We start from the raw sequence: 23,482 nt of genomic DNA on the forward strand, positions 1-23,482 counted from the left end.
GTCAGCTCCGTGGGCGCAGGGTGCGCGCGAAGGAGAAATAAGGCACGGACAGCGAAGCCCGCAGACGCCGCACCGCCGGGACGGTGGAAGGTGCGGCGCCGGCGGCGCTGTCGTCGTGCGGCGTGCTGGCGCCATAATCCAGCGGCCGTCCCTGGTGGCGTTGGGCGCCGATCCAGCTCGCGCAGAGCAGGGTGCCGACGATGACCAGGGCCGGAAGACTGCGCTGGAGGCGTTTGAGATTCATCGTGGGACCTGCTCTGGGTGAGTGGTGTTGTATTTAACTATAACACCGTTACACGGCATGTCAACACGCTGCAGACCCAAATTCCGACCTGGTCGTGCGTCACTCCCTTCTTCTACTCGACGGTGCCCCATGAAACTTTCCAAGCGTCTGTTTTTCCTCGCGATCCTGGCCGCTGCCGGCACCGTCGGCAGTGCCTGGGCCGGCTCTCTGCTGGACCGGGACTACCGTCCGCTGGCCGGCAAGGAGAAGGTGAACCTGAACAAGACCTACGGCGGCAAGGTGCTGCTGGTGGTCAACACCGCCAGCAAGTGCGGCTACACCCCGCAGTACGACGGCCTGGAGAAGCTGCAGCAGCAGTACGCGGCGCATGGCTTCAGCGTGCTCGGCTTCCCATCCAACGACTTCAAGGGCCAGGAGCCCGGATCGGAGAAGCAGATCCAGGAATTCTGCACGCTCACCTACGGGGTGAAGTTTCCGATGTTCGAGAAGGTGCACGTGATCGGCGACGATGCGACGCCGCTGTACAAGCAACTGACCCAGGCCACCGGCGTGGCGCCGGGCTGGAATTTCCACAAGTATCTGATCGCGCGCGATGGGCGCGTGGTCGCGCAATTCCCGAGCAAGGTCACGCCGGACGATCCGGCCTTGCGCAGTGCCATCGAACGCGAACTGAAAGCGCAGCCGGCGTCGCACTGAAAGCGGGTCAACATCTCGGCCGCACATGCGACAATGCCGGCCTCTGTCTGCGCCAGTTCGGCGCGTCCAGTTCACAGTTCACTTCCAGGGAAAGTAGCGAATGAAGATGGGAATGCGCGGCGCCGTGGCGTCGCTGGTGGTGGGGATGGCGATGGTCGCCGGTCACGCGTCCGCGCAGGCGCCGGCGGCCGGCGGCACGGCGACGACGCTGAGCACCGAGAAGCAGAAGGTCAGCTACGCGATCGGCATGGATGTGGCGCGTTCGTTCGAGCCCATCGCCCAGGACATCGACGTGGACGCGATGCAGCGCGCGATCGAGAACGCCTTCAAGCAGGGCAAGCCGCTGCTGTCCGATGAGCAGACCCAGGCCACCGATACCGCGCTGCGCACGCAGCTGGCCGCGCGCAACGGCCAGCCGGTGCCGGGCATGGCGCCGGGCACGCAGCCGCCGCCGGTGTCCAAGGAGAACGTGGGCCTGATGCTGGGCGACCGTGCGGTCGGTCCGTCGCTGGCGCGGATCCAGAACGACATCGATCTGCCGACGCTGATGGGCGCGGTGCGCACGGTGTTCGCCAAGGGCCAGACCGCGATGACCCAGGAGCAGGCGATGGCCACGCTGCAGGCCTTCGGTGCGTCCAAGCAGGCCGCGGTGGCGACCAAGAACAAGCAGGAAGGCAATGCCTTCCTGGCGCAGAACAAGAACCAGAAGGGCGTGATCACCACCCCGTCCGGCCTGCAGTACATGGTGCTGCGCGAAGGCAGCGGCGCGCGGCCCACGTCCAGCAGCAAGGTGCGGGTGAACTACGAGGGCAAGCTGCTCGACGGCACCGTCTTCGACAGCTCCTACAAGAACGGCCAGCCGGCCGAGTTCGCGCTGAACCAGGTCGTGCCGGGCTGGAGCGAGGGCGTGGCGCTGATGCCGGTGGGGTCCAAGTACCGCTTCTGGATTCCGTCCAATCTGGGCTACGGCCCGCAGGGAATGCCGGGCAGCCCGATCGGCCCGGATGCGATGTTGACCTTCGACGTGGAACTTTTGAACATCCTTCAATAACCGAAAGGAGATTACATGCGCGTAGCGATATTCGGCACCGGCTATGTCGGGCTCGTCACCGGAACCTGTCTGGCCGAAGTCGGCCACCATGTGGTGTGCGTAGACATCGACCAGGCCAAGGTGGATGGGCTCAACAAGGGCGTGGTCCCGATTTACGAGCCTGGCCTCTCGCCGATGGTCAAGGCCAATCACGCCGCACGGAGGCTGTTCTTCACCACCGATGCGGCCAGCGCCATCGCGCATGGGGATATCGTGTTCATCGCCGTCGGCACGCCGCCGGACGAGGACGGTAGCGCAGATCTGCAGTACGTGCTGGCGGTGGCCCGTACCATCGGCCAGCACATCCAGGGGCCGACCATCGTGGTCAACAAGTCGACGGTGCCGGTCGGCACCGCCGACAAGGTGCGCGCGGCGATCGCCGCCGAGCTGGAAGCGCGCGGCGAGGCGATCGAGTTCGACGTGGTCTCCAACCCGGAGTTCCTGAAGGAAGGCGATGCCGTCGCCGATTGCATGCGCCCGGACCGCATCGTCATCGGTAGCAGCAAGCCCGGCTCGGCCGCGCGCCTGCGTCGCCTGTACGCGCCGTTCAATCGCAACCACGACCGCATCGTGGAGATGGACGTGCGCTCGGCCGAACTGACCAAGTACGCGGCCAACGCGATGCTGGCGACCAAGATCAGTTTCATGAACGAGATCGCCAACATCGCCGAGCGCGTCGGTGCCGACGTGGAGAAGGTGCGCCAGGGCATCGGCTCGGATCCGCGCATCGGTTGGCACTTCATCTACCCGGGTGCCGGCTACGGCGGCTCGTGCTTCCCCAAGGACGTGCAGGCGCTGGCGCGTACCGCGCAGCAGGTCGGGCATGCGCCCCGGCTGCTGGATGCGGTGGAAGCGGTCAACGAGGCGCAGAAGGGCCATCTGTACGAGCTGATCCAGCGCCACTACGGTGCGGCGCAGTCGCTGAAGGGCAAGACCTTCGCGGTGTGGGGCCTGGCCTTCAAGCCCAACACCGACGACATGCGTGCCGCCTCCAGCCGCCGCCTGCTGGCGCAACTGTGGGAGGCGGGCGCGACGGTGCGTGCCTACGATCCGGAGGCGACCGACGAGGCCAAGCGCATCTTCGGCGAGCGCGCCGATCTGCATTTCTGCGACGATGCCTTCGACGCGCTGGAAGGCGCCGATGCGCTGGCGGTGGTCACCGAGTGGAAGCAGTTCCGCAGCCCCGACTTCACCCGCATGAAGGAGCTGATCGGCGATGCGGTGGTGTTCGACGGCCGCAATCTCTACGATCCGCAGGAAATCGAGAGCTTCGGCCTGGCGTACTACGGCATCGGCCGCGGACGTTCGATCCATGCAGCATGATTTTTCCACCCAGGATCGGTTGCTGGAAAACCGCCTGATCGAGCTGGAAACGCGCCTCTCCTTCCAGGAGCAGGCGCTGTCGGAAATGAGCGATGCCCTGGCCGAAGCGCGTATCGAAAGCCAGCGCAACGCCGAGTTGCTGCGTCACCTGCTCGAAGATCTGGGCAAGGTGCGCAGCACGCTCTACGCCGATCCGGCCGACGAACCGCCGCCGCCGCATTACTGATCCCCCGAACCGACCGATGCCGTCCCGATGAGCGATACCCTCCGCGAGCAGTTGCTGGGCCTGGGCTTCAAGCCCGCGCCGAAACCCGAACGCAAAGCCCCGCCTGCCGCGCCGCGGCCGCAGGGACGGCCGGGCCAGCGCCCGGCACCGGCCGGGGCGCGCGGCGAGCGCGCTCCCGGCGGCGCGCCCAACGCCGGCAAGCCTGGCGGCGGGCGCGGCCGTCCGCACGGGAACGGCGCTGGCCAGGGCAAGCCGCAGGGCGCTGGCGGCCAGCCGGGGCGACCGCCGCGCAGCCGCGAGGACATCGACTTGGCCAAGGCCTATGCGATCCGTGCCCAGCGCGAGAAGGACGAGCGCATCGAGGCCGAGCGGCAGAAGCAGGAAGAAGCGCGCCTGCGCCGCGAGGCGCGCGCCAAGCTCGACGAACTGCTCAAGGGCCAGGCGCTGAACCACGCCGAGGCCGACATCGCCCGCCATTTCCCCTATGGCGGCAAGATCAAGCGCATCTACGTCACCGCCGACCAGCTCAAGGCGCTCAACGCCGGCGAGTTGGGCGTGCTGCAGCAGAACGGTCGCTACCTGCTGGTGACCGCGGCGCTGCTGGACCAGGCCGAAGCGATCTTCCCGGCGGCGGTGGCGCTGCGGGTCGATCCGAACGCGACGGCGGAAGAAGACCCCTACGCCGATCCCAAGTACCAGATCCCCGACGATCTGGTCTGGTAAACGTGGCGCTGCCAGGGACGGGCACGCTGGCCGCCGGGCGCGGCCACATGCCGCCGCACGCGCAGGCCGGCGGCGGCTATCTGCCGTACGTGGACGGGCTGCGCGCGATCGCGGTGCTGGCGGTGATCGCCTACCACCTCGATCCGGCGTGGCTGCCGGGCGGGTTCACCGGCGTGGATATGTTCTTCGTGATCTCCGGCTTCGTGGTCAGCGCGTCGTTGCAGCGCCTGCCGGCGGCCGGACAGCTGGGCGTGTTCGCGCAGTTCTATGCGCGGCGCCTGCGCCGCATCGCGCCGGCCCTGGTGGCGTGCCTGCTGGTCACGGCCCTGGCCAGCGGCCTGTTCATTCCCGAGTCCTGGCTCAGCGAGACCAGCGCCAGGACCGGGCGCATGGCCTTCGTCGGCCTCAGCAACTGGGTGCTGGCCGCGACCGGCAACGATTACTTCTCGCCCAAGGCCGAATTCAATCCGTACACGCATACCTGGTCGCTGGGCGTGGAGGAGCAGTTCTATCTGCTGTTCCCGCTGCTGTTCCTGGCCTGGAACCGTGGCGGCCGCGGTCGGGTGTGGTCGACGCTGCTGGTGGCGCTGGCCTCGGCCGCCTCGCTGGCGTTCGCCTGGCGGCATAGCCGCGATGCCGGCGATGCGGTGGCCGCGTTCTACCTGACCACCGCACGCTTCTGGCAACTGGGCAGCGGCGTGTTGCTGTACCAGGTGCTGGCGCTGCGCGGACGCTTCGAGGCCGGGACGCAGGCGCCGCCGCCGGGCGCCTGGAGCTGGCGTTCGCCGTTGCTGGCGATGGCGCTGGCGGCGGTGGTGGTCGGCCTGTGGTGCGCGCGTCCCGGCCACTCGCCGTGGCCGGATGGACTGTGGCCGGTGTTGGGCACACTCGCCTTGCTGGCGCTGCTGCATGGCGCCCCGGCCGGCTGGACCCGGCGCGCGCTGGCGCACCGCGTACCGGTGGCGATCGGCCGCGTGTCGTACTCGCTGTATCTGTGGCACTGGCCGGTGTTCGTGCTGTTCCGCTGGACCGTTGGTCTGGAATCGGCGCCGACCAGAGCCGCGGCGCTGCTGCTGGTCGCCTTGCTGGCGCTGGCCTCGTACCGCTGGGTGGAGCTGCCGTGGCGGCATGGCCGCATCGGCCGCGCACGCACGCCGGCGCGGACCATCGTCGCCGGGCTGGGCCTGGTGCTGCTCGCCGGCGGCACCCATGCGCTGCTGCAGAACGCCCAGCGCTATTACGGGTTGAGCACGGTCAGCCGGCATCCGCTGGACTGGTACGCCTATGCCAAGGGCCTGCGCCGGGAGTTTCCGCAGTGCGCGCTGCAGACCCGCCAGGTGCCGGTGCAGGTGGGCAGCGCCAAGCTGTTCGAGCGCGGCGCCTGCACGCTGCCCAACCGCGATGACGGCGGCCAGGTGTTCGTGGCCGGCGACTCGCATGCGCTGGCCTACAACGAACTGCTGCGGCGCTTCGCGCTGCAGAGCGGGGTGCCGGTGCGACTTTACGGTGTCGGCGGTTGCCCCATCGTCGGCCTGCAGGCCTGGCAGGCCAGCAATCCCGGCTGCCAGGCCTATGAGCGCAGCACCCTGGCCGACGTCGCCGCGCACGCGCGCGACGGCGATGTACTGTTTCTGCCCGCCCTGCGCGTGCTGCGCCTGGCCGATCAGGACCGCCTGTTCGACGAGACCGCGGCGATGGCCGAGCAGGAGGGTGCCGAGGCGCAGGCCGCGCGCAGCGCTGGCGAAGCGGCTGCGGTCGCGCTGCTGCAGCCCTTGGCGCAGCGCGGCGTGCGCATCGTCTTCGAAGCGCCCAAGCCGGTGCTGCGCGCGCCGCCGTATCGCTGTTCGGACTGGTTCAACCGCGGCAATCCGATCTGCGCGCGCGGCATCCCGATCCCACGCGCGACGATGGAGCGCTACCGTGCGCCGGTACTGCAGAGCCTGCAGCGCATCGCCGCGCAGCTGCCGCATGCCTCGGTGTGGGATCCGTTGCCGCTGCTGTGCGACGCGCAGTACTGCAGCGGCAGCCGCGACGGGCGCCCGCTGTTCTTCGATGCCGATCACCTCAGCGGCTACGGCAACCGGGTGCTGCTGCCGGGCTTCACATCGCACATTGCGGCGATCCAGGCACACTCGCCGCCGGCGCCTTGAGGCGCAGCCCTCCGCTCCCGCATCGCAAGGAGTTCGCGCATGCCTGTTCTGCCTTTTCTCGCGCCGCAGCGATCGCGGGCGGTGCCGTCGTTCGTCGCCACCCACCATGGCCGCCGGCCGCAGTTGCGCCGCCGCGGCGATGTGCTGCTGCGCGGGGCGCTGCTGCTGCTGGCGGCCACTACCGGCACTGCCGGCGTGGCCTGCGCCGAGGACACGCCGGCGTTCGACCGGCCCGGTATCGGCTTCGCCTCGACCACCCTGCAGCGTGGACAGTTGGCCTGGGAGCAGGCGTTCTTCGATGGCAGCTACGACCGCGACGGCGACGTGCGCAGCACCGAATACGTCGCCAACAGCCGGCTGCGGTTCGGCCTGAGCGCGCGCACCGAGTTGCAGCTGGCGATCGACAGCCAGGTGTGGCAGCGCGTGCATGGTGGCGGGCAGGACCAGCGCGGGCACAGTGGCGGCGACGCCAGTATCGGCTTGAAGCAGGCCTTGCCCAGCGCCAGCGACCGCGTCAGCTGGGCCTTGCTCGGCAGCGCCAGCCTGCCGGTCGGGCGCGCGCCGTACGGCGATGCCGGCCACCGCTACGACCTGGGCGTGAGCGCCGGCTGGGACCTGCCGGAGGGGCGCAGCCTGGCGCTGTACGGCAATGTCAGCGACAGCGAGGACGGCTCCGGCTGGAGCATCTCGCCGAGCTACACGTTCTACGCCGGCGACACGCTGAGCGCCTACGTCGAGGCCGGCATCGGCGGCGGCGAGGACGAGATGCGTGCGCTTGGCAGCGGCGTCACCTGGCTGTTCGCCAACCGCGTGCAACTGGATCTGTCGGTGCTGCGCGGCCTGTCGTCGCAGACCCCGGACTGGCAGGGCGGCCTCGGCATTTCGGTGTTGCTGCGCTGAGTTCAATGGTGCGGTGATGTCGTGAATCGCGCCTACGCGCAACCAAGGGCCTGCACGGTTCCACCCAGGCGCCTTGGATGGCGGGACAGGCATGCGTGAGCGAGTCCTGCCGGCAAGGGGTTTCAATCCACACGCCTGTAAGGGCGCGACCGGAACCGACCAGCGCGTCGATCTTGCAAGCCAGGTTTCAATCCACGCGCCCGTGAGGGCGCGACGGCGCTCACTGATTATTCTCCCCGCTGTCCGATGCGTTTCAATCCACGCGCCCGTGAGGGCGCGACTGCGCGAGTGCCGCGCGAGGCAACCCCGATTAGGGTTTTAATCCACGCGCCCGTGAGGGCGCGACGCCCGCGCTATGCGCGGCTCGTCAGGCTGATCTACGTTTCAATCCACGCGCCCGTGAGGGCGCGACCAGTTGCGTGCGTTGGTTGAGGAATGGCGCAGCAAGTTTCAATCCACGCGCCCGTGAGGGCGCGACCTCGTACATCACTCCATCTACCACGACCGTGCATCGTTTCAATCCACGCGCCCGTGAGGGCGCGACACGACCCGGTAGTCGGTGAAAAAGCACTGTACGTGTTTCAATCCACGCGCCCGTGAGGGCGCGACGAAAATGGGAGGCGGCGACGCGAGCGTGGAGAGGTTTCAATCCACGCGCCCGTGAGGGCGCGACAAGAGCTACACGATGGGCGCCGCCACCACGATCCGGTTTCAATCCACGCGCCCGTGAGGGCGCGACGGTGGCGTCGGTGACGCTGCATGAGTCGTGGACCGTTTCAATCCACGCGCCCGTGAGGGCGCGACGTAGGCGCCGCGGTAGTACTTGGCTGGATTGGTGAGTTTCAATCCACGCGCCCGTGAGGGCGCGACACCTGCAACGAGTTGCTGAAGACCGTCGCTGAGATGTTTCAATCCACGCGCCCGTGAGGGCGCGACATGGAGACTACGCATGACCCTGACCGCCGCAGCGAAGTTTCAATCCACGCGCCCGTGAGGGCGCGACTTGCCGACGGCGATCGTCCACGCGTTGTGGATCATGTTTCAATCCACGCGCCCGTGAGGGCGCGACGCAGCGGCGGCGCCAGCTATTTCGTGGACAACGGGTTTCAATCCACGCGCCCGTGAGGGCGCGACACCGCCTGCAGCGGCCGCCGCCGCGGTTCGTACAGGTTTCAATCCACGCGCCCGTGAGGGCGCGACAGGACGTCGGTGACGAGCACCGGCTTGTTGAGCGGGTTTCAATCCACGCGCCCGTGAGGGCGCGACCTTCAGCAGCGAATCAGCGATCGTTGTTCCAGAGGTTTCAATCCACGCGCCCGTGAGGGCGCGACGCGCGCGCGGTGGCCGAACCAGTGCTGGCAGATGGGTTTCAATCCACGCGCCCGTGAGGGCGCGACGGTAATCAGGTCACACAGTCCTGCAAAAATTCTTTGTTTCAATCCACGCGCCCGTGAGGGCGCGACACCGTTGGCGTCGATGATCGGCGCGCTGGAACGATAGTTTCAATCCACGCGCCCGTGAGGGCGCGACCGCTCGAAGGCGATGCCGGCCCGGAGGAGGACGCAGGTTTCAATCCACGCGCCCGTGAGGGCGCGACACATGCACGCGGTAAGGGCGGCGAAGACAACGGCGTTTCAATCCACGCGCCCGTGAGGGCGCGACACTTAGTCCTGGCAGGTGTTGCGTCGCTGCAGAAGTTTCAATCCACGCGCCCGTGAGGGCGCGACCGCGTGGCCGAGGCCATCGGTGAGCGGTACGACCAGTTTCAATCCACGCGCCCGTGAGGGCGCGACACACGCTGCGATGGGCGAGCGCATCCGCGTTTTGGTTTCAATCCACGCGCCCGTGAGGGCGCGACAACCGCGCCGTGACGGCTATGGGCATGCCGAACTGGTTTCAATCCACGCGCCCGTGAGGGCGCGACCAAGAACGCCCACGCACACCCCCGACAAGAAGCAGTTTCAATCCACGCGCCCGTGAGGGCGCGACGGTGGAGCCCGCGGGGATGTACAGCGCACCATGCTGGTTTCAATCCACGCGCCCGTGAGGGCGCGACCACTCGGTGCGGCTGCTCATTCCGCGCTACTTATTGTTTCAATCCACGCGCCCGTGAGGGCGCGACGTCCAAGTATGGCTGCATGTTCGCCTGGTTGGCCGTTTCAATCCACGCGCCCGTGAGGGCGCGACAGTCGTACCTGGATAAACTAGCGGTCGATAGCTGGTTTCAATCCACGCGCCCGTGAGGGCGCGACTGTGATGGTGTGGCGACTAAGGTCGCCGCGGAGAAGGTTTCAATCCACGCGCCCGTGAGGGCGCGACCACCCACGACACGACGAAGGTACCGCCGACGGTGGTTTCAATCCACGCGCCCGTGAGGGCGCGACTTTCGCCGCCGTCGATGTTGCCGGTGGTGACGCGTTTCAATCCACGCGCCCGTGAGGGCGCGACTGGCCTACGACGTGCAGCCCCGCCTCGTGCATGCGTTTCAATCCACGCGCCCGTGAGGGCGCGACGCGGCGAGAGTCGGAATGGCCAGCCGAACTGGCAGTTTCAATCCACGCGCCCGTGAGGGCGCGACCTGCGCGCGCCACGATCAAGAGCTGCGTTTTCCAGTTTCAATCCACGCGCCCGTGAGGGCGCGACGGGTTGCTGATCCGCCGCACCTACGACGAGCTGGATGTTTCAATCCACGCGCCCGTGAGGGCGCGACGGCAGCGCTGTGCGACTGTTTCCTGGCCAGCCTGAAGTTTCAATCCACGCGCCCGTGAGGGCGCGACCGGCATGGCGCTTAACCTTGAATCCGACCGTAAAAGTTTCAATCCACGCGCCCGTGAGGGCGCGACCACCGCGACTTCGAGTACCTGGGCCATAACTCCAAGTTTCAATCCACGCGCCCGTGAGGGCGCGACGTGGCGCGAAGCCGAGCGCCGGCAGTTGCAGGAGTTTCAATCCACGCGCCCGTGAGGGCGCGACAGCCCTCAGCATAACTGCCGGCCGGGACTAAGGAAAAAGTGCCGATTTCGCGGAACGGGCGTGCGGCGACGTGCAGGGGGCGGGGCTGCCTTGCCAGGTTTCACGCTGCCCAGGCATTTCGCTTTTTCGATCAAGTGCTTATCGGGATTCGCGAACCGGCCGGGAAAACCCCGGGCGCTTCCGGTTCGCGCCGACGGCGCACATCCTTGCTCCGCCATCCGAACCCGGTGTGCCGATCAGCGCCAGGCGCTCAGTCGCTGACGGCGCGCCCGTCGTTGGGCGGCAGTACCTCGGGCACGTGCGTGTCGTATTGGTGCAGCACTTCCGCGAAACCATGGCGCGGTTGCCAGCCCAGTGCGTCCAGCGCCCGTTGCGGCGAATAGACGCGATCGATCCGTTCCGGCAGTGCCCAGCCGCGTTGCGCGAACGCCGCCACCAGCGTCGGCGCGCGGCGGTGCAGGATCGCCGGTGCTGCGGTGTGCAGTTCGGCGCAATCTTCGCGCAGGAACGGGGTGGCGCCGGAAATCACGAACGTCGCGCTTGCCGATCCGGCATGCCGCAATGCCGCCGCATGGGCCTCGGCGACGTCGCGCGCGTCGATGCCGCGATGCAGGCGGAATGCCGCCATCACGTTGACCGGTTCCGGGAAGCAGCGCGACATGCGCAGGATGCGCACGCTTGGACCGCCCTGATCGGCGGCTTCGCGCAGCAGCGCCTCGGCCTCCAGCTTGGTGTGGTGGTAGATGGTTTGCGGCTGCGGCGCCAGCATCTCGTCGACCCAGCCGGCGCTGCCGTCGGGAGTGGCTGCGTCGCCATACAGCGCGGTGGTGCTGGTGAACACGATGCGGCGCACGCCGGCCGCCGCGGCGGCATCCAGCACGCGGCGGGTGCCGTCGACGTTGACCTGGCGGAAGCGCGCCGCCGGCACATGCGCGACGTGCGGGGCATGCAGCGCAGCCGTGTGGATCACGGCGTCCACGCCCTGCAGTGCGCGCGCCAGCAGGGCGGCATCGTCGAGGTCGCCGACCCAGTCGGTTGTGGAGCAGGGCGTCCGGTCGAAGCCGCTGACGTGGTGCGCGCGCGCGAGCCGGATATGGATCGCTCGGCCGACCCGGCCGGCACTGCCGGTGACCACGATCTTCAATGGGGACGGTGTGGACATGGGCATCGGCGATGCACTCGAAGGCGCGCGGGGCGGCACAGGCGCTATGGGGGGCGCCTGCGGTCGGCGTGGGCTCACTCCGGATCGTAGTCCAGGTTGGAGGCCAGCCAGCGTTCGGCCTGTTGCAGCGAGACACCCTTGCGCCGGGCGTAGTCGGCGAGCTGGTCCTTGCCCAGCCGGCCGACCACGAAGTACTGGCTCTGCGGGTGGCTGAAGTAGTAGCCGGACACCGCGGCGGTCGGCAGCATCGCGAAGCTCTCGGTCAGCGACATGCCGGCATTGCGACCGGCATCGAGCAGGGCGAACAGGGTCTGCTTCTCGCTGTGGTCGGGGCAGGCCGGATAGCCGGGCGCGGGACGGATGCCGCGATAGCGCTCGGCGATCAGCGCCTCGTTGTCCAGCGCCTCGTCGTCGGCGAAACCCCAGAACTCGGTGCGCACGCGCTGGTGCAGGCGCTCGGCCAGCGCCTCGGCCAGGCGGTCGGCGAGGGCCTTGAGCAGGATCGCGTTGTAGTCGTCGTGCGCCGCCTCGAAGCGCGCCACGTGCGGTTCGATGCCGATGCCGGCGGTCACCGCGAACGCACCGATCCAGTCTTGCTTGCCGCTGTCGCGCGGGGCGATGAAGTCGGCCAGGCAGAAGTCCGGGCGCTCGGCGGGCTTGTCGACCTGTTGTCGCAAAAAGTGCAGGGAATGGGGAATGGAGAATCGGGAATGGTCGAGCGGCGCGGTCGCGCCTGACGATTCCCCATTCCCGTTTCCCGATTCCCGGTCCGTCAGGACCACAACATCGTCGCCCACCGACTGCGCCGGCCACAGCCCGAACACGGCCTTGGCGGTCAGCCATTTCTCCTCCACGATCCGATGCAGCATCGCGCGCGCGTCCTGGTACAGCTCGCTGGCCTGCTGGCCGACGATCTCGTCGGTGAGGATCGCCGGGAACTTGCCGGCCAGTTCCCAGGCCTGGAAGAACGGGGTCCAGTCGATCAGCGGGACCAGGTCGTCCAGCGGGTAGTCGTCGAACACGTGCAGGCCGGGCTGCCTGGGCACCGGTGGGGTGTAGGCGTCCCAGCCGCCGTCGAAGCGCTGCCCGCGCGCGTGCGCGAGCGAGACCAGGCGCTTGGCGTCGCCGCGGTTCTTGTGGCGCTGGCGGATCTCGGCGTAGTCGGCGTCGTTGGCGGCCACGAAGGCCGCGCGCAGTTCGCGCGAGATCAGCGACTGCGCCACGCCCACCGCGCGCGACGCGTCCTTCACCCACACCGTCGGCGCCGCGTAATGCGGGTCGATCTTCAGCGCGGTGTGCGCGCGCGAGGTGGTGGCGCCGCCGATCAGCAGCGGCATCGAGAAGCCCTGCCGCTGCATCTCGCGGGCGACGTGGGTCATCTCCTCCAGCGACGGGGTGATCAGCCCGGACAGGCCGATGATGTCGGCGTTCTCGGCGCGGGCGCGGTCGAGGATGGTCTGGGTCGGCACCATCACCCCCAGGTCGATCACGTCGAAGTTGTTGCAGGCCAGGACCACGCCGACGATGTTCTTGCCGATGTCGTGCACGTCGCCCTTGACCGTGGCCATGACGATCTTGCCGTTGGACTTGCCGGTGTCGCCGCTGCGCAGCTTCTCCGCCTCGATGTAGGGCAGCAGGTAGGCCACCGCCTTCTTCATCACCCGCGCCGACTTCACCACCTGCGGCAGGAACATCTTGCCGGCGCCGAACAGGTCGCCGACCACGTTCATGCCGTCCATCAGCGGGCCTTCGATCACGTCCAGCGGCCGCGCGGCCTGCTGCCGGGCCTCTTCGGTATCGACCTCGACGAACTCGTCGATGCCATGCACCAGCGCATGGCTCAACCGCTCGCGCACCGTCTTCTCGCGCCACGCCAGCTTTTCCCGATTCCCGATTCCCGCATCCCGATTCCCCGCTTTCTTGTAGCGCTCGGCGATCTCCAGCAGGCGCTCGGTGGCGTCGCGGCGGCGGTTGAGGATCACGTCCTCCACGCGCTCGCGCAGCTCCGGGTCCAGTTCGTCGTAGATCGGCATGCCGCCGGCGTTGACGATGCCCATGTCCATGCCCGCGGCGATGGCGTGGTACAGGAATACCGAATGGATCGCCTGGCGCACGGTCTCGTTGCCGCGGAACGAGAACGACACGTTGGACACACCACCGGAGACGTGGCAATGCGGCAGGGTGCGCTTGATCTCGCGGGTGGCCTCGATGAAGTCGACCGCGTAGTTGTCGTGCTCCTCGATGCCGGTGGCTACGGCGAAGATGTTCGGATCGAAGATGATGTCTTCCGGCGGGAACCCGACCTGCTCGGTGAGGATGCGGTAGGCGCGGGTGCAGATCTCCACCTTGCGCGCGCAGGTGTCGGCCTGGCCGACCTCGTCGAAGGCCATCACCACCGCCGCGGCGCCGTAGCGCAGCACCTTGCGCGCGTGTTCGACGAACGGCGCCTCGCCTTCCTTGAGCGAGATCGAGTTGACCACGCTCTTGCCCTGCAGGCACTTCAGCCCGGCCTCGATCACGCTCCACTTGGAGGAGTCGACCATCACCGGGATGCGTGCGATGTCCGGCTCGGACATGATCAGGTTGAGAAAGCGCACCATCGCCTTCTCCGAGTCGATCAGGCCCTCGTCCATGTTGACGTCGAGGATCTGCGCGCCGTTGGCGACCTGCTGGCGCGCCACCTCCACCGCTTCCTCGTAGCGCTCTTCCTTGATCAGCTTGCGGAACTGTGCGCTGCCGGTGACGTTGGTGCGCTCGCCGACATTGACGAACAGCAGGTCCGGGGTCAGCAGCAACGGCTCCAGGCCGGACAGGCGGGTGTGGCGGGCGGAGGACATGGTCAGCGTTCCAAAAACGGGGAGGTGCCGGCGCACGCGCAGGCGGCAGCGTGCCCGCGCAGGACTGCGCGGGCGGGGGCGGCGGGCGTGCGCGCGACGGACATCAGGCGGCCTGCGCCGGCGCCGCCAGCGGCACGCGCGGCGGCAGCCCGCGCACGGCTTCGGCGATGGCGCGGATGTGCGCCGGGGTGGTGCCGCAGCAGCCGCCGACCAGGTTCAGCAGCCCGGACTCGGCGAACTCGCGCAGCGTCGCCGCCATTTCCTCGGGGGTCTCGTCATATTCGCCGAAGGCGTTGGGCAGGCCGGCGTTGGGATGCGCGCTGACGTAGCCGTCGGCGATCCGCGCCAGGGTCTCCACGTGCGGGCGCAGGTCCTTGGCGCCGAGCGCGCAGTTCAGTCCGACCGAGAGCGGCCGCCCGTGCGCGACCGAGGCATAGAACGCTTCGGCGGTCTGCCCGGACAGGGTGCGGCCGGAGGCATCGGTGATGGTGCCGGAGATCATCACCGGCAGGCGCCCGCCGCGTGCGTCGAACACCTCTTCGATCGCGTACAGCGCGGCCTTGGCGTTGAGCGTGTCGAAGATGGTCTCCACCATCAGCGTGTCGGCGCCGCCGTCGATCAGGCCGTCGATGGCCTCGCGGTAGGTGGCGCGCAGCTCGTCGAAGCTGGTGTTGCGGAAGCCGGGGTCGTTGACGTCCGGGCTGATCGAGGCGGTGCGGCTGGTCGGGCCGAGCACGCCGATCACGAACCGCGGCTTGTCCGGCGTCAGCGCTTCGACCGCGTCGCAGCAGGCACGCGCGACCTGCGCGCCGGCCTTGTTGAGTTCGTAGACCAGGTGTTCCAGGTGGTAGTCGGCCTGGCTGATCGACGTCGCGTTGAAGGTATTGGTCTCGAGCAGGTCGGCGCCGGCGTCGAGGTAGGCGCGGTGGATCTCGGCGATCACCTCCGGCCGGGTCAGCAGCAACAGGTCGTTGTTGCCCTTGAGGTCGTGGCCCTGCGGCGCGTGGTCGCAGCCGGGGCCGTGCACGTGCCCGGCCTGCGCGTCGTAGCCCTCGGCGAAGCGCTCGCCGCGATAGTCGGCCTCCTGCAGCCCATGGCGCTGGATCATCGTGCCCATCGCTCCATCGATGATCAGGATGCGCTGGGACAAGGCCTGCAGCAGCGCTTCGGCGCGCTGCGGGTGCAGCCATTGGAAGGCCGGGAGTGGGGAATGGGGAATGGGGAATGGGGGAGGAGCGACGGCGCTCATGCGACATCTCCTGCGGCCACCTTGGCCTTGGCGCTTGCTTTTTCGATTCCCGATTCCCCACTCCCGATTCCCGGCTTCCCCGCAATCAACGAAATCACTTCGAAGTGCGGCGGGCGCTTCTCGCGGGTCACGGTTTCCAGGCTGGAGACTTCGAGCCCGGCCTTGCCGACGAACTTGCGCAGTTCCTTGGCCGAAAAGCCGAGGTTGACGTGGCCGTAGGCCTGCACCGCGGCCTTGTGCTCGTGGCGCGCCAGGCTGCACAGCAGCAGGCGGCCGCCCGGGCGCAGCACCCGCGCCGACTCGCAGACCGCCTGCGCCGGCTTGGTCGCGTAGGTCAGGGCATGCATCATCACCACCAGGTCGAAGCTGGCATCGGCGAAGGGCAGGGCATGCATGTCGCCCTCCCGCACCTCCACGTTGCCAAGCCGGCGCAGGCGCTCGCTGGCCGCGGCCACCACCCGTGCGCTGGTGTCGATGCAGACATAGCGGCGTGCGTGCGGCGCCACCAGTTCGGCCAGCACGCCGTCGCCGGAGGCGATGTCGAGCACGTCGCCGGTCTCCAGCAGCGGCAGGGCGGTGCGTGCCAGCGCTTCCCAGGTGCGGCCGGGCGAATAGTGGCGCTCCATGTCGCCGGCCACCGAGTCGGCCCAGTTCTGGTCGGCGGCGCGGTTGGCCAGCACCGCGGCCACGCGCTCGGCGTCCTGGCGCAGCAGCGGGTCGTCGCTGCCGGTGCTCAGCGCCAGCCACAGCGCACGCTGCGCGGGGTCCAGCAGGGTCTCGTCGAAGCGATAATAGGCCGACACGCCGGCGCGGCGGTCGCGCACCAGCCCGGCCTCCTTGAGCTTGGCCAGGTGGGTCGAGACCCGCGGCTGCGCCAGGCGGGTGATGGCCGACAACTCGGCCACGGTCAGCTCCTCCTGTTCCAGCAGTGCCAGCAGGCGCACGCGGGTGGCGTCGGCGAAGACCTTCAGCCGGGACGACCAGTCCTCCAGATCCATAAATATCTTCCTATCGCGATATAGAGATATTTTGGTCCGCGCGGCGGTTCCGGTCAAGTTGCACACGCCGGCGTATGGTCGGCACGGCTACAATGGCCGGACCAATATGCCCGGGAGGGGTTCGACGTGGATTTCAGCTTTACCGAAGAGCAATTGATGATCCAGGACGTGGCGCGGCGCATCGCCCAGGAGCGCATCGCCCCCAGCGCCGAGCACCACGACCGTGCCGGCGAGTTCCCGCTGGAGAACATCCGCCTGCTGGGCGAGAACGGGCTGATGGGCATCGAGGTGCCGGAAGAGTACGGCGGCGCCGGCATGGACCCGATCGCCTATGTGCTGGCGATGGTCGAGATCGCCGCCGGCGATGCGGCGCATTCGACCATCATGTCGGTCAACAACTCGCTGTTCTGCGCCGGCATCCTCAAGAACGGAAACGAGGAACAGAAGCAGAAGTATGTGCGCGCCATCGCCGAGGGCCGCGAGATCGGCGCCTTCGCGCTGACCGAGCCGCAGTCCGGCTCCGACGCCACCGCGATGCGGTGCCGCGCGGTGCGCCAGGACGACGGCGGCTTCGTCATCAACGGCAAGAAGAGCTGGATCACCTCCGGCCCGGTCGCCAAGTACATCGTGCTGTTCGCGATGAGCGAGCCGGACAAGGGCGCGCGCGGCATCACCGCCTTCGTGGTCGACACCGACAAGCCCGGCTTCCACCGCGGCAAGACCGAGCCCAAGCTCGGCATCCGCGCCTCGGCCACCTGCGAGATCGAGTTCCAGGACTACGTGGCCAGCGCCGACGAGGTGCTGGGCACGCCGGGCGAGGGCTTCAAGATCGCGATGAGCGTGCTCGACGCCGGCCGCATCGGCATCGCCTCGCAGGCGATCGGCCTGGCCCGCGCCGCCTACGAGGCGACCCTGGAGTACGTGAAGGAGCGCAAGGCGTTCGGTTCGCCGATCGGCGCGTTCCAGATGACCCAGGCCAAGATCGCCGACATGAAGTGCAAGCTGGACGCGGCGCTGCTGCTGACCTTGCGCGCGGCCTGGCTGAAGGGGCAGGGCCAGCGCTTCACCACCGAGGCCTCGGTGGCCAAGCTGACCGCCTCCGAGGCGGCGATGTGGATCACCCACCAGGCGGTGCAGATCCACGGCGGCATGGGCTATTCCAAGGAGATGCCGCTGGAGCGTTACTTCCGCGATGCCAAGATCACCGAGATCTACGAGGGCACCAGTGAGATCCAGCGCCTGGTGATCGCGCGCAACGAGACCGGGTTGCGGTGAGGCCGGGAGTGGGGATTCGGGATTGGGGATTCGCCGTTTCCCGAATCGGTTGAGGCATCAGGAGAAGCGGCCGCAAGGCCGCTTTTTTCTTTTTGTGGAAAAGGGATGAGTGAGGTTCGGGCTGCAATGCGTCGGGACTGAAGTCCCTCCCACAAGGAGCGCTCAGCCTTCAAGGAGCGCTCCGCCTGCATGGGGTGTTGGGTCGCGCTTCCCGACCAGATTCCCGGACAACAAAAAGCGGCCTTGCGGCCGCTCTTTGTTTGCCTCTACCAGGCGGAAGGATCAAGTCCGAGAGGAGGATTCACGAATCCCCACTCCCGAATCCCTGGCTTTTCAGCAGCCGAATGGCTGCTCATCCCGGCTCCTCAGCGATCCGGCTGATGCCGCGCCAGGCCGGCTTCCTGCATCTGCATGAACTCCTTCGACGGCTCGTCCAGCTTGTCGCCGAGCATGCGCCGCACCATCACGAAGAACAGCGGGATGAACAGCACGCCCAGCACGGTGGCGAACAGCATGCCGCCGATCACGCCGGTACCGATGGCGTGGCGGGCGTTGGCGCCGGCGCCGGTGGAGATCGCCATCGGCAGCACGCCGAGGATGAAGGCGAACGAGGTCATCAGGATCGGACGGAAACGCAGGTGCGCCGCCTCGGCCGCGGCCTCGCGCAGGGTCTTGCCCATCGCCCGCTGCTCCACCGCGAACTCGACGATCAGGATCGCGTTCTTGGCGGCCAGGCCGATCACCGTGATCAGGCCGATCTTGAAGTAGATGTCGTTGGGCAGGCCACGCAGCAGCGAGAACGCCACCGCGCCGAGCACGCCGATCGGCACCACCAGCAGCACCGACACCGGGATCGACCAGCTTTCGTACAGCGCCGCCAGGCACAGGAACACCACCACGATCGACAGCACCAGCAGCAGCGTGGCGGTGTTGCCGGCGATGATTTCCTGGTACGACATGCCGCTCCAGTCGAAGCCGAAGCCCGGCGGCAGGTCGTTGTTGACGATGTCCTCCATCGCGCTCATCGCCTGGCCGGAACTGCCGCCCGGCGCCGGGTTGCCGACGATGTTGATCGCCGAGTAGCCGTTGTAGCGGCTCAGCGACGGCGAGCTGTAGATCCAGTCCGAGCTCACCACCGTGCTCAGCGGGATCATCTGCGGCAGGCCGCTGCTATCGGAGGCGGTGCTGCTGGGCACGTAGAAGTTGCGCAGCGACTCCGGACCGGTGCGGAACGGCGCGTCGGCCTGCATGTTGACGCGCTTGATGCGGCCTTCGTAGAAGAAGTCGTTGACGTACACCGGCGCCAGCATCAGCTGGATCGACTGGTAGATGTCGTTGACCGACAGGCCCATCGACTGCGCCTGCACGCGGTCCACCTTCAACTGCAGCTGCGGCGAGTTCTCAAGGCCGTTCGGACGCACGCCGGCCAGGGTGTCCTGGCGCTGCGCGGCCTTGCCGAGCACGATGTTGCGTGCCTGCAGCAGGGCTTCCTCGCCCTGGCCGCTGCGGTCCTGCAGCCACATGTCGAAGCCGCCGAACTGGCCCAGGCCGTTCACCGTGGGCAGGTTGACCACGAAGATCTGCGCGTCCTTGATGCCGTAGAACATCCCGTTCAACTGCTGGATCAGGTCGCCGGCGGCGATGTCGCGCTCGTCCCAGGGCTTGAGCCGGATGAAGCCCATGCCCACGTTCTCGCCGCGGCCCAGGAAGCTGAAGCCGGCCACCTGCAGCATGCCTTCGACCGCCTTCTGCTGCTGCAGCACGCCGCGCATCTGCGCGAACACCTCGTTGGTGCGGGTCTTGGTCGCACCCGGCGGCAGCTGCACGATCGCCAGCGCGAAGCCCTGGTCCTCTTCCGGCAGGAAGCTGCCCGGCATGCGCGTGAACAGGAAGCCGCACAGCACCACCAGCAGGGCGAACACCGCCATCCAGCGCGGCGCGCGGCGGATGGTGTTGCCCACCGCGCCGACGTAGCGGTGCGCCAGCTTGTCGTAGTACTTGTTGAAGGTGCGGTAGACCCAGTTCGGGTTGTCGTTGTGGGTGGGCTTGAGGAACGCCGCACACAGCGCCGGGGTGAAGCTCAGCGCCAGGAAGGCGGAGAACGCCATCGACATGGCGATGGTGATCGCGAACTGCTTGTAGATCGCGCCGGCCGCGCCGGGCTGCATCGCCGACGGAATGAACACCGCCGCCAGCACCACGGTGATGGCCACCACCGCGCCGGTGATCTGGGTCATCGCCTTGTGCGTGGCCGCCTTCGGCGCCAGGTGCTCCTCGGACATGATGCGTTCGACGTTCTCGATCACCACGATCGCGTCGTCGACCACGATGCCGATCGCCAGCACCATCGCGAACAGGGTCAGCTGGTTGATGGTGAAGCCGATCGCCCACATGCCCAGGAAGGTGCCCAACAGCGCCACCGGGATGACCAGGGTGGGGATGATGGTGGCGCGGAAGTTCTGCAGGAATACCAGCATCACCAGGAACACCAGCACGATCGCCTCGGCCAGGGTCTTGACCACCTCCTCGATCGAGATCTTGACGAAGGTGGTGCTCTCGTACGGCGTGAACCAGGTGACGCCCTGCGGGAAGCTGGGCTGCAGCTCGTCCATCTTGGCCTTGACCGCCTCGGACACGCTCAGCGCATTGGCGCCCGGCAGCAGCTGGATGGCGAAGGCGCCGGTCGGCTTGCCGTTGTACTGGGTATCGAAGCCAAAGTTGGTCGGGCCGAACGCGACCCGGGCCACGTCCTTCAGCCGCACCACGGTGCCGTTGCCGTCGGCGCGCAGGATGATGTTCTCGAACTGCTCGGGCGAGGTGAAGCGGCCCTCGGCGCTGACCGTGGCGGTGAACGACTGGCCCTGCGGCGCCGGATCCGAACCGAGCGAGCCGGCGGCGAACTGCACGTTCTGCGCGCGGATCGCGTTGTACACGTCCGTGGCGGACATGTGGTAACCCTGCAGCTTCTCCGGGTTCAACCAGATGTCCATGGCGTACTCGGCACCGAACTGCTGGGTGCTGCCGACGCCGGGCACGCGCGAGATCTGTTCCAGCACGCGCGACCCGACGATGTCGTTGAGCGCGTCGCGGTCGATCGACGGGTTGTCCGAACGCAGCGCGATCACGCTGAGGAAGCCGGCGTTGGCCTTGGCCACCACCACGCCCTGCGCGGTCACTTCCGAGGGCAGGCGCGGGGTCGCCAGCGACACCTTGTTCTGCACCTGCACCTGGGCGATGTCCGGGTCGGTGCCGGTCTCGAAGGTCAGGGTGATGGTGGCGCTGCCGCTGGAGGACGACGACGAGCTGAAGTACAGCAGGTGGTCGATGCCGGTCAGCTGCTGCTCGATGACCTGGGTGACCGAGCGTTCGGTGGTGCTGGCGCTGGCGCCGGGATAGGTGGCGTTGACGGTGACCTGGGGTGGGGCGATCGAGGGATACGACTCGACGCCGAGATTGAGGATGGCGATCACGCCGCTGAGCGAGATCAGGATCGCCACCACCCAGGCGAAGACCGGGTGTTCGATGAAGAACTTAGGCATGGGGGGAGTCCGTTACTGCTTCGGCTGGTCGGAAGGCGAGGCGGCGTTCGGCGCATCGCCGTGCGCTGCGCCCTGCGCCGGGGCGGCGCCCTTGGCCGGCGCCGCGGCGCCTTGTGCACCCTGGCCGGGCGCTGCGCCGGCACCCGGGCCCTGGCCCTGGGCGGCGGCATTCGGATCCCACGGCTTGGCCACGGCCGGTGCGCCTTCCTTGACCTTGGGCAGGCCGCTGACCACGACCTGGTCGCCGTTCTGCAGGCCGCCGCTGACGATCCACTTGTCGCCCTGCTGGCCGACCGTGGTCAGGTCCTTGCGCACCACCTTGCTGTCCTTGCCGACGACCAGCGCATAGGCGCCCTTGGCGTCGCGCAGCACGGCCGCCTGCGGGATCAGGTACACGTCCTTGCGCTGGCCCAGGTTGGCCGAGAAGCTGACGAAGGCGCCGGGCAGCAGCACCCGGTCCGGATTGGGCAGCAGCGCGCGCAGCGTCACCGAGCCGGTGCTCGGGTCGACCGCCGCGCCGGAGAAGTCCAGGGTGCCGGCATGCGCATAGGTGCTGCCGTCGCCGAGCTTGATCTGCACGGTGGACTTGTCCTCGGCGTTGAGGGCGACGTTGCCTTCGGTCTGCGCCTGGCGCAGCTGCGCCAGTTCGTCGGAACTCATCGAGAAGTTGACGTACAGCGGGTCCAGCTGGTCGATCGTGGTCAGCAGCGTGCTGTCGCCCTGGCCGACCAGCGCGCCCTCGGTGACCTGCTGCTTGCCGGCGCGGCCGGCGATCGGCGCAGTGACGGTGGCGTAGCCGAGGTTGATGCGCGCGGTTTCCACCGCCGCACGGGCCTGCTGCACCGACGCGGCGGAGCTGCGTTCGGTGGCCTCGGCGTTGTCCAGGTCGGACTTGGACACGTAGGCCTGCGGCGCCAGGCTGCGCGCGCGGGCGGCGGCGGCCTTGGCGTTGGCGTAGGTGGCTTCGGCCGCGGCCAGCTGGCCCTGCGCCGAGGCCAGGGTCGCACGCAGCGGCGCCGGGTCGATCTGGAACAGCGGCTGGCCTTCCTTGACGTCGGTGCCTTCGGTGTACAGGCGCTTTTCCAGCACGCCGGGCACGCGGGCGCGCACATCGGCGCTGCGGAACGCGGACAGGCGGCCGACCAGTTCGCGCTCAAGCGGCACGGTCTGCGGCTGCGCCTGCAGCACGCCCACTTCCGGCGGCGGCATGGCCTGCTGCTGCTCCTGTTTCTTGCAGGACGCCAACACCACCACGACGGCGCAGGCCAGGGCGAGAGAACGCAACGGGGAGGTCATCGGGTGGTACTCCGGTCTGGTTTTGTAGAAGGAAGAAAAGGGGCGGCGGCGAACGCGCGCAAGAAGCCGTCCACGGCGAACTCGGCCCAGGCGCGCTGCGCGGCGGCGTCGCCGCGATGCGCGCTGTGGAAGCGCTGACGCTCGAAATCCATGCCGACGATCATGCTCAACAGCAGCTCGGCCATGAAGTGCGGATCGTCATGCCGAAGCTGGCCGCGCGCCATGGCGCCGCGCAGGCGCTCGCTCAGGCGCTGCATCAGCGCGCCGGCGCTGTCGCGGAACATGGCGCGCGCTTCTTCGGGGAAGTGCCGCGACTCGGCGGCGATCAGCTGGCAACTCTGCAGCACACGCGGTTCCGACAGCTGTTCCAGGTACTCGCAGGCGAAACGCAGCAGGCTGCCGCGCAGGTCGTCCTGCACCGGCTCCAGGTGCGCGGTGGCCAGGTCCAGGTGATCCTGCATCGCCCGCCGCAGCAGGCCCTGCTTGCTGCGGTAGCGGCTGTACAGGGTCTGCTTGGAGCAGCCGGCACGTGCCGCCACTGCATCCATGCTCAGGCCCATGCCTTCCTCGGCCAGCAATTCGCGCACGGCAGCGTACACGCGCTGGTCGCGCGCCTGGCGCTGTGCGGCGGAGGCGAGGGGAGTGCTCATCGATTGTGGACTATACCGTCCAGTTTAGAATTAGAACAGCCTTGACACACGGGTGTTCTTGCTGACAACAGCGTGGCCGGCAAAGCATGGTGACCGCCGCGTGATGATGGTGTTGCGGTCGCTTTGCGCGATCTGGTGCGTCGCCGCGGCC

At 68.1% G+C, this 23,482-nt stretch carries 16 protein-coding genes and 1 CRISPR repeat array; of the genes, 8 read left to right on the top strand and 8 right to left on the bottom strand.

The window, feature by feature from the left end:
• Nucleotide 1: 1 nt before the first annotated feature.
• Nucleotides 2-244, bottom strand: coding sequence for a hypothetical protein (locus RAB70_RS12430; RefSeq protein WP_010344229.1), 243 nt, complete (start codon nucleotides 242-244; stop codon nucleotides 2-4).
• Nucleotides 245-373: 129 nt separating this feature from the next.
• On the opposite strand from RAB70_RS12430, the gene RAB70_RS12435 reads away from it, so the two are divergent.
• The 7 genes from RAB70_RS12435 to RAB70_RS12465 all read left to right on the top strand — a co-directional run bounded on the left by RAB70_RS12435 (nucleotide 374) and on the right by RAB70_RS12465 (nucleotide 7,352).
• A complete protein-coding gene (locus RAB70_RS12435; protein WP_148827765.1) occupies nucleotides 374-940 on the top strand; it encodes a glutathione peroxidase in 567 nt (188 codons plus the stop codon).
• 100 nt (nucleotides 941-1,040) lie between these two features.
• Nucleotides 1,041-1,991, top strand: a complete 951-nt coding sequence (locus RAB70_RS12440; protein ID WP_148827766.1) for an FKBP-type peptidyl-prolyl cis-trans isomerase — start codon at nucleotides 1,041-1,043, stop codon at nucleotides 1,989-1,991.
• Between the two features lie 15 nt (nucleotides 1,992-2,006).
• Nucleotides 2,007-3,353 carry a UDP-glucose/GDP-mannose dehydrogenase family protein gene (locus tag RAB70_RS12445; RefSeq protein ID WP_017908103.1) on the top strand — a complete coding sequence of 449 codons (1,347 nt, stop codon included), beginning with the start codon at nucleotides 2,007-2,009 and terminating at the stop codon, nucleotides 3,351-3,353.
• Entirely contained in the window at nucleotides 3,343-3,579 is a 237-nt protein-coding gene (locus RAB70_RS12450; protein ID WP_017908102.1) for a SlyX family protein, read from the top strand. The genes RAB70_RS12445 and RAB70_RS12450 overlap by 11 nt, the downstream gene beginning before the upstream one ends.
• Nucleotides 3,580-3,606: 27 nt before the next feature.
• Nucleotides 3,607-4,302 (top strand): DUF2058 family protein, encoded by a 696-nt coding sequence (locus RAB70_RS12455; protein WP_148827767.1) that lies wholly within the window; start codon nucleotides 3,607-3,609, stop codon nucleotides 4,300-4,302.
• Between the two features lie 47 nt (nucleotides 4,303-4,349).
• A complete protein-coding gene (locus RAB70_RS12460) occupies nucleotides 4,350-6,452 on the top strand; it encodes an acyltransferase family protein (protein ID WP_225851537.1) in 2,103 nt (700 codons plus the stop codon).
• Nucleotides 6,453-6,491: 39 nt separating this feature from the next.
• On the top strand, nucleotides 6,492-7,352 hold the full coding sequence (locus RAB70_RS12465; protein ID WP_225851538.1) for a transporter: 861 nt from the start codon (nucleotides 6,492-6,494) through the stop codon (nucleotides 7,350-7,352).
• A gap of 119 nt (nucleotides 7,353-7,471) precedes the next feature.
• Nucleotides 7,472-10,325: a CRISPR direct-repeat array (repeat unit 31 nt; unit sequence GTTTCAATCCACGCGCCCGTGAGGGCGCGAC).
• Between the two features lie 250 nt (nucleotides 10,326-10,575).
• Here RAB70_RS12465 and RAB70_RS12470 read toward each other — a convergent pair.
• The 4 genes from RAB70_RS12470 to RAB70_RS12485 form a co-directional block, all read right to left on the bottom strand.
• On the bottom strand, nucleotides 10,576-11,487 hold the full coding sequence (locus RAB70_RS12470) for an NAD(P)-dependent oxidoreductase (protein WP_225851540.1): 912 nt from the start codon (nucleotides 11,485-11,487) through the stop codon (nucleotides 10,576-10,578).
• A 74-nt stretch (nucleotides 11,488-11,561) separates the two neighbouring features.
• Nucleotides 11,562-14,324 carry a methionine synthase gene (metH, locus tag RAB70_RS12475; protein WP_148830630.1) on the bottom strand — a complete coding sequence of 921 codons (2,763 nt, stop codon included), beginning with the start codon at nucleotides 14,322-14,324 and terminating at the stop codon, nucleotides 11,562-11,564.
• Between the two features lie 103 nt (nucleotides 14,325-14,427).
• Complete coding sequence (locus RAB70_RS12480) at nucleotides 14,428-15,573, bottom strand: homocysteine S-methyltransferase family protein (RefSeq protein ID WP_148830632.1); 1,146 nt, start codon at nucleotides 15,571-15,573, stop codon at nucleotides 14,428-14,430.
• Nucleotides 15,570-16,571 carry a metalloregulator ArsR/SmtB family transcription factor gene (locus RAB70_RS12485; protein WP_265531491.1) on the bottom strand — a complete coding sequence of 334 codons (1,002 nt, stop codon included), beginning with the start codon at nucleotides 16,569-16,571 and terminating at the stop codon, nucleotides 15,570-15,572. Before RAB70_RS12485 ends, RAB70_RS12480 begins: the two co-directional genes overlap by 4 nt.
• A 126-nt stretch (nucleotides 16,572-16,697) precedes the next feature.
• On the opposite strand from RAB70_RS12485, the gene RAB70_RS12490 reads away from it, so the two are divergent.
• Entirely contained in the window at nucleotides 16,698-17,846 is a 1,149-nt protein-coding gene (locus tag RAB70_RS12490) for an acyl-CoA dehydrogenase family protein (protein WP_148830066.1), read from the top strand.
• A 365-nt stretch (nucleotides 17,847-18,211) separates the two neighbouring features.
• Here RAB70_RS12490 and RAB70_RS12495 read toward each other — a convergent pair whose 3' ends face one another.
• Genes RAB70_RS12495 through RAB70_RS12505 form a run of 3 tightly spaced genes read right to left on the bottom strand, consistent with a single transcriptional unit; the run spans nucleotide 18,212 to nucleotide 23,331 of the window.
• Nucleotides 18,212-21,385 (bottom strand): multidrug efflux RND transporter permease subunit, encoded by a 3,174-nt coding sequence (locus tag RAB70_RS12495; protein ID WP_017914984.1) that lies wholly within the window; start codon nucleotides 21,383-21,385, stop codon nucleotides 18,212-18,214.
• 12 nt (nucleotides 21,386-21,397) lie between these two features.
• Complete coding sequence (locus tag RAB70_RS12500) at nucleotides 21,398-22,681, bottom strand: efflux RND transporter periplasmic adaptor subunit (RefSeq protein WP_017907604.1); 1,284 nt, start codon at nucleotides 22,679-22,681, stop codon at nucleotides 21,398-21,400.
• Nucleotides 22,678-23,331, bottom strand: a complete 654-nt coding sequence (locus RAB70_RS12505; protein WP_017907605.1) for a TetR/AcrR family transcriptional regulator — start codon at nucleotides 23,329-23,331, stop codon at nucleotides 22,678-22,680. The genes RAB70_RS12500 and RAB70_RS12505 overlap by 4 nt, the downstream gene beginning before the upstream one ends.
• Nucleotides 23,332-23,482: the final 151 nt, after the last annotated feature.

It is taken from the genome of Xanthomonas sontii, from assembly GCF_040529055.1.
Taxonomy (GTDB): domain Bacteria; phylum Pseudomonadota; class Gammaproteobacteria; order Xanthomonadales; family Xanthomonadaceae; genus Xanthomonas_A; species Xanthomonas_A sontii.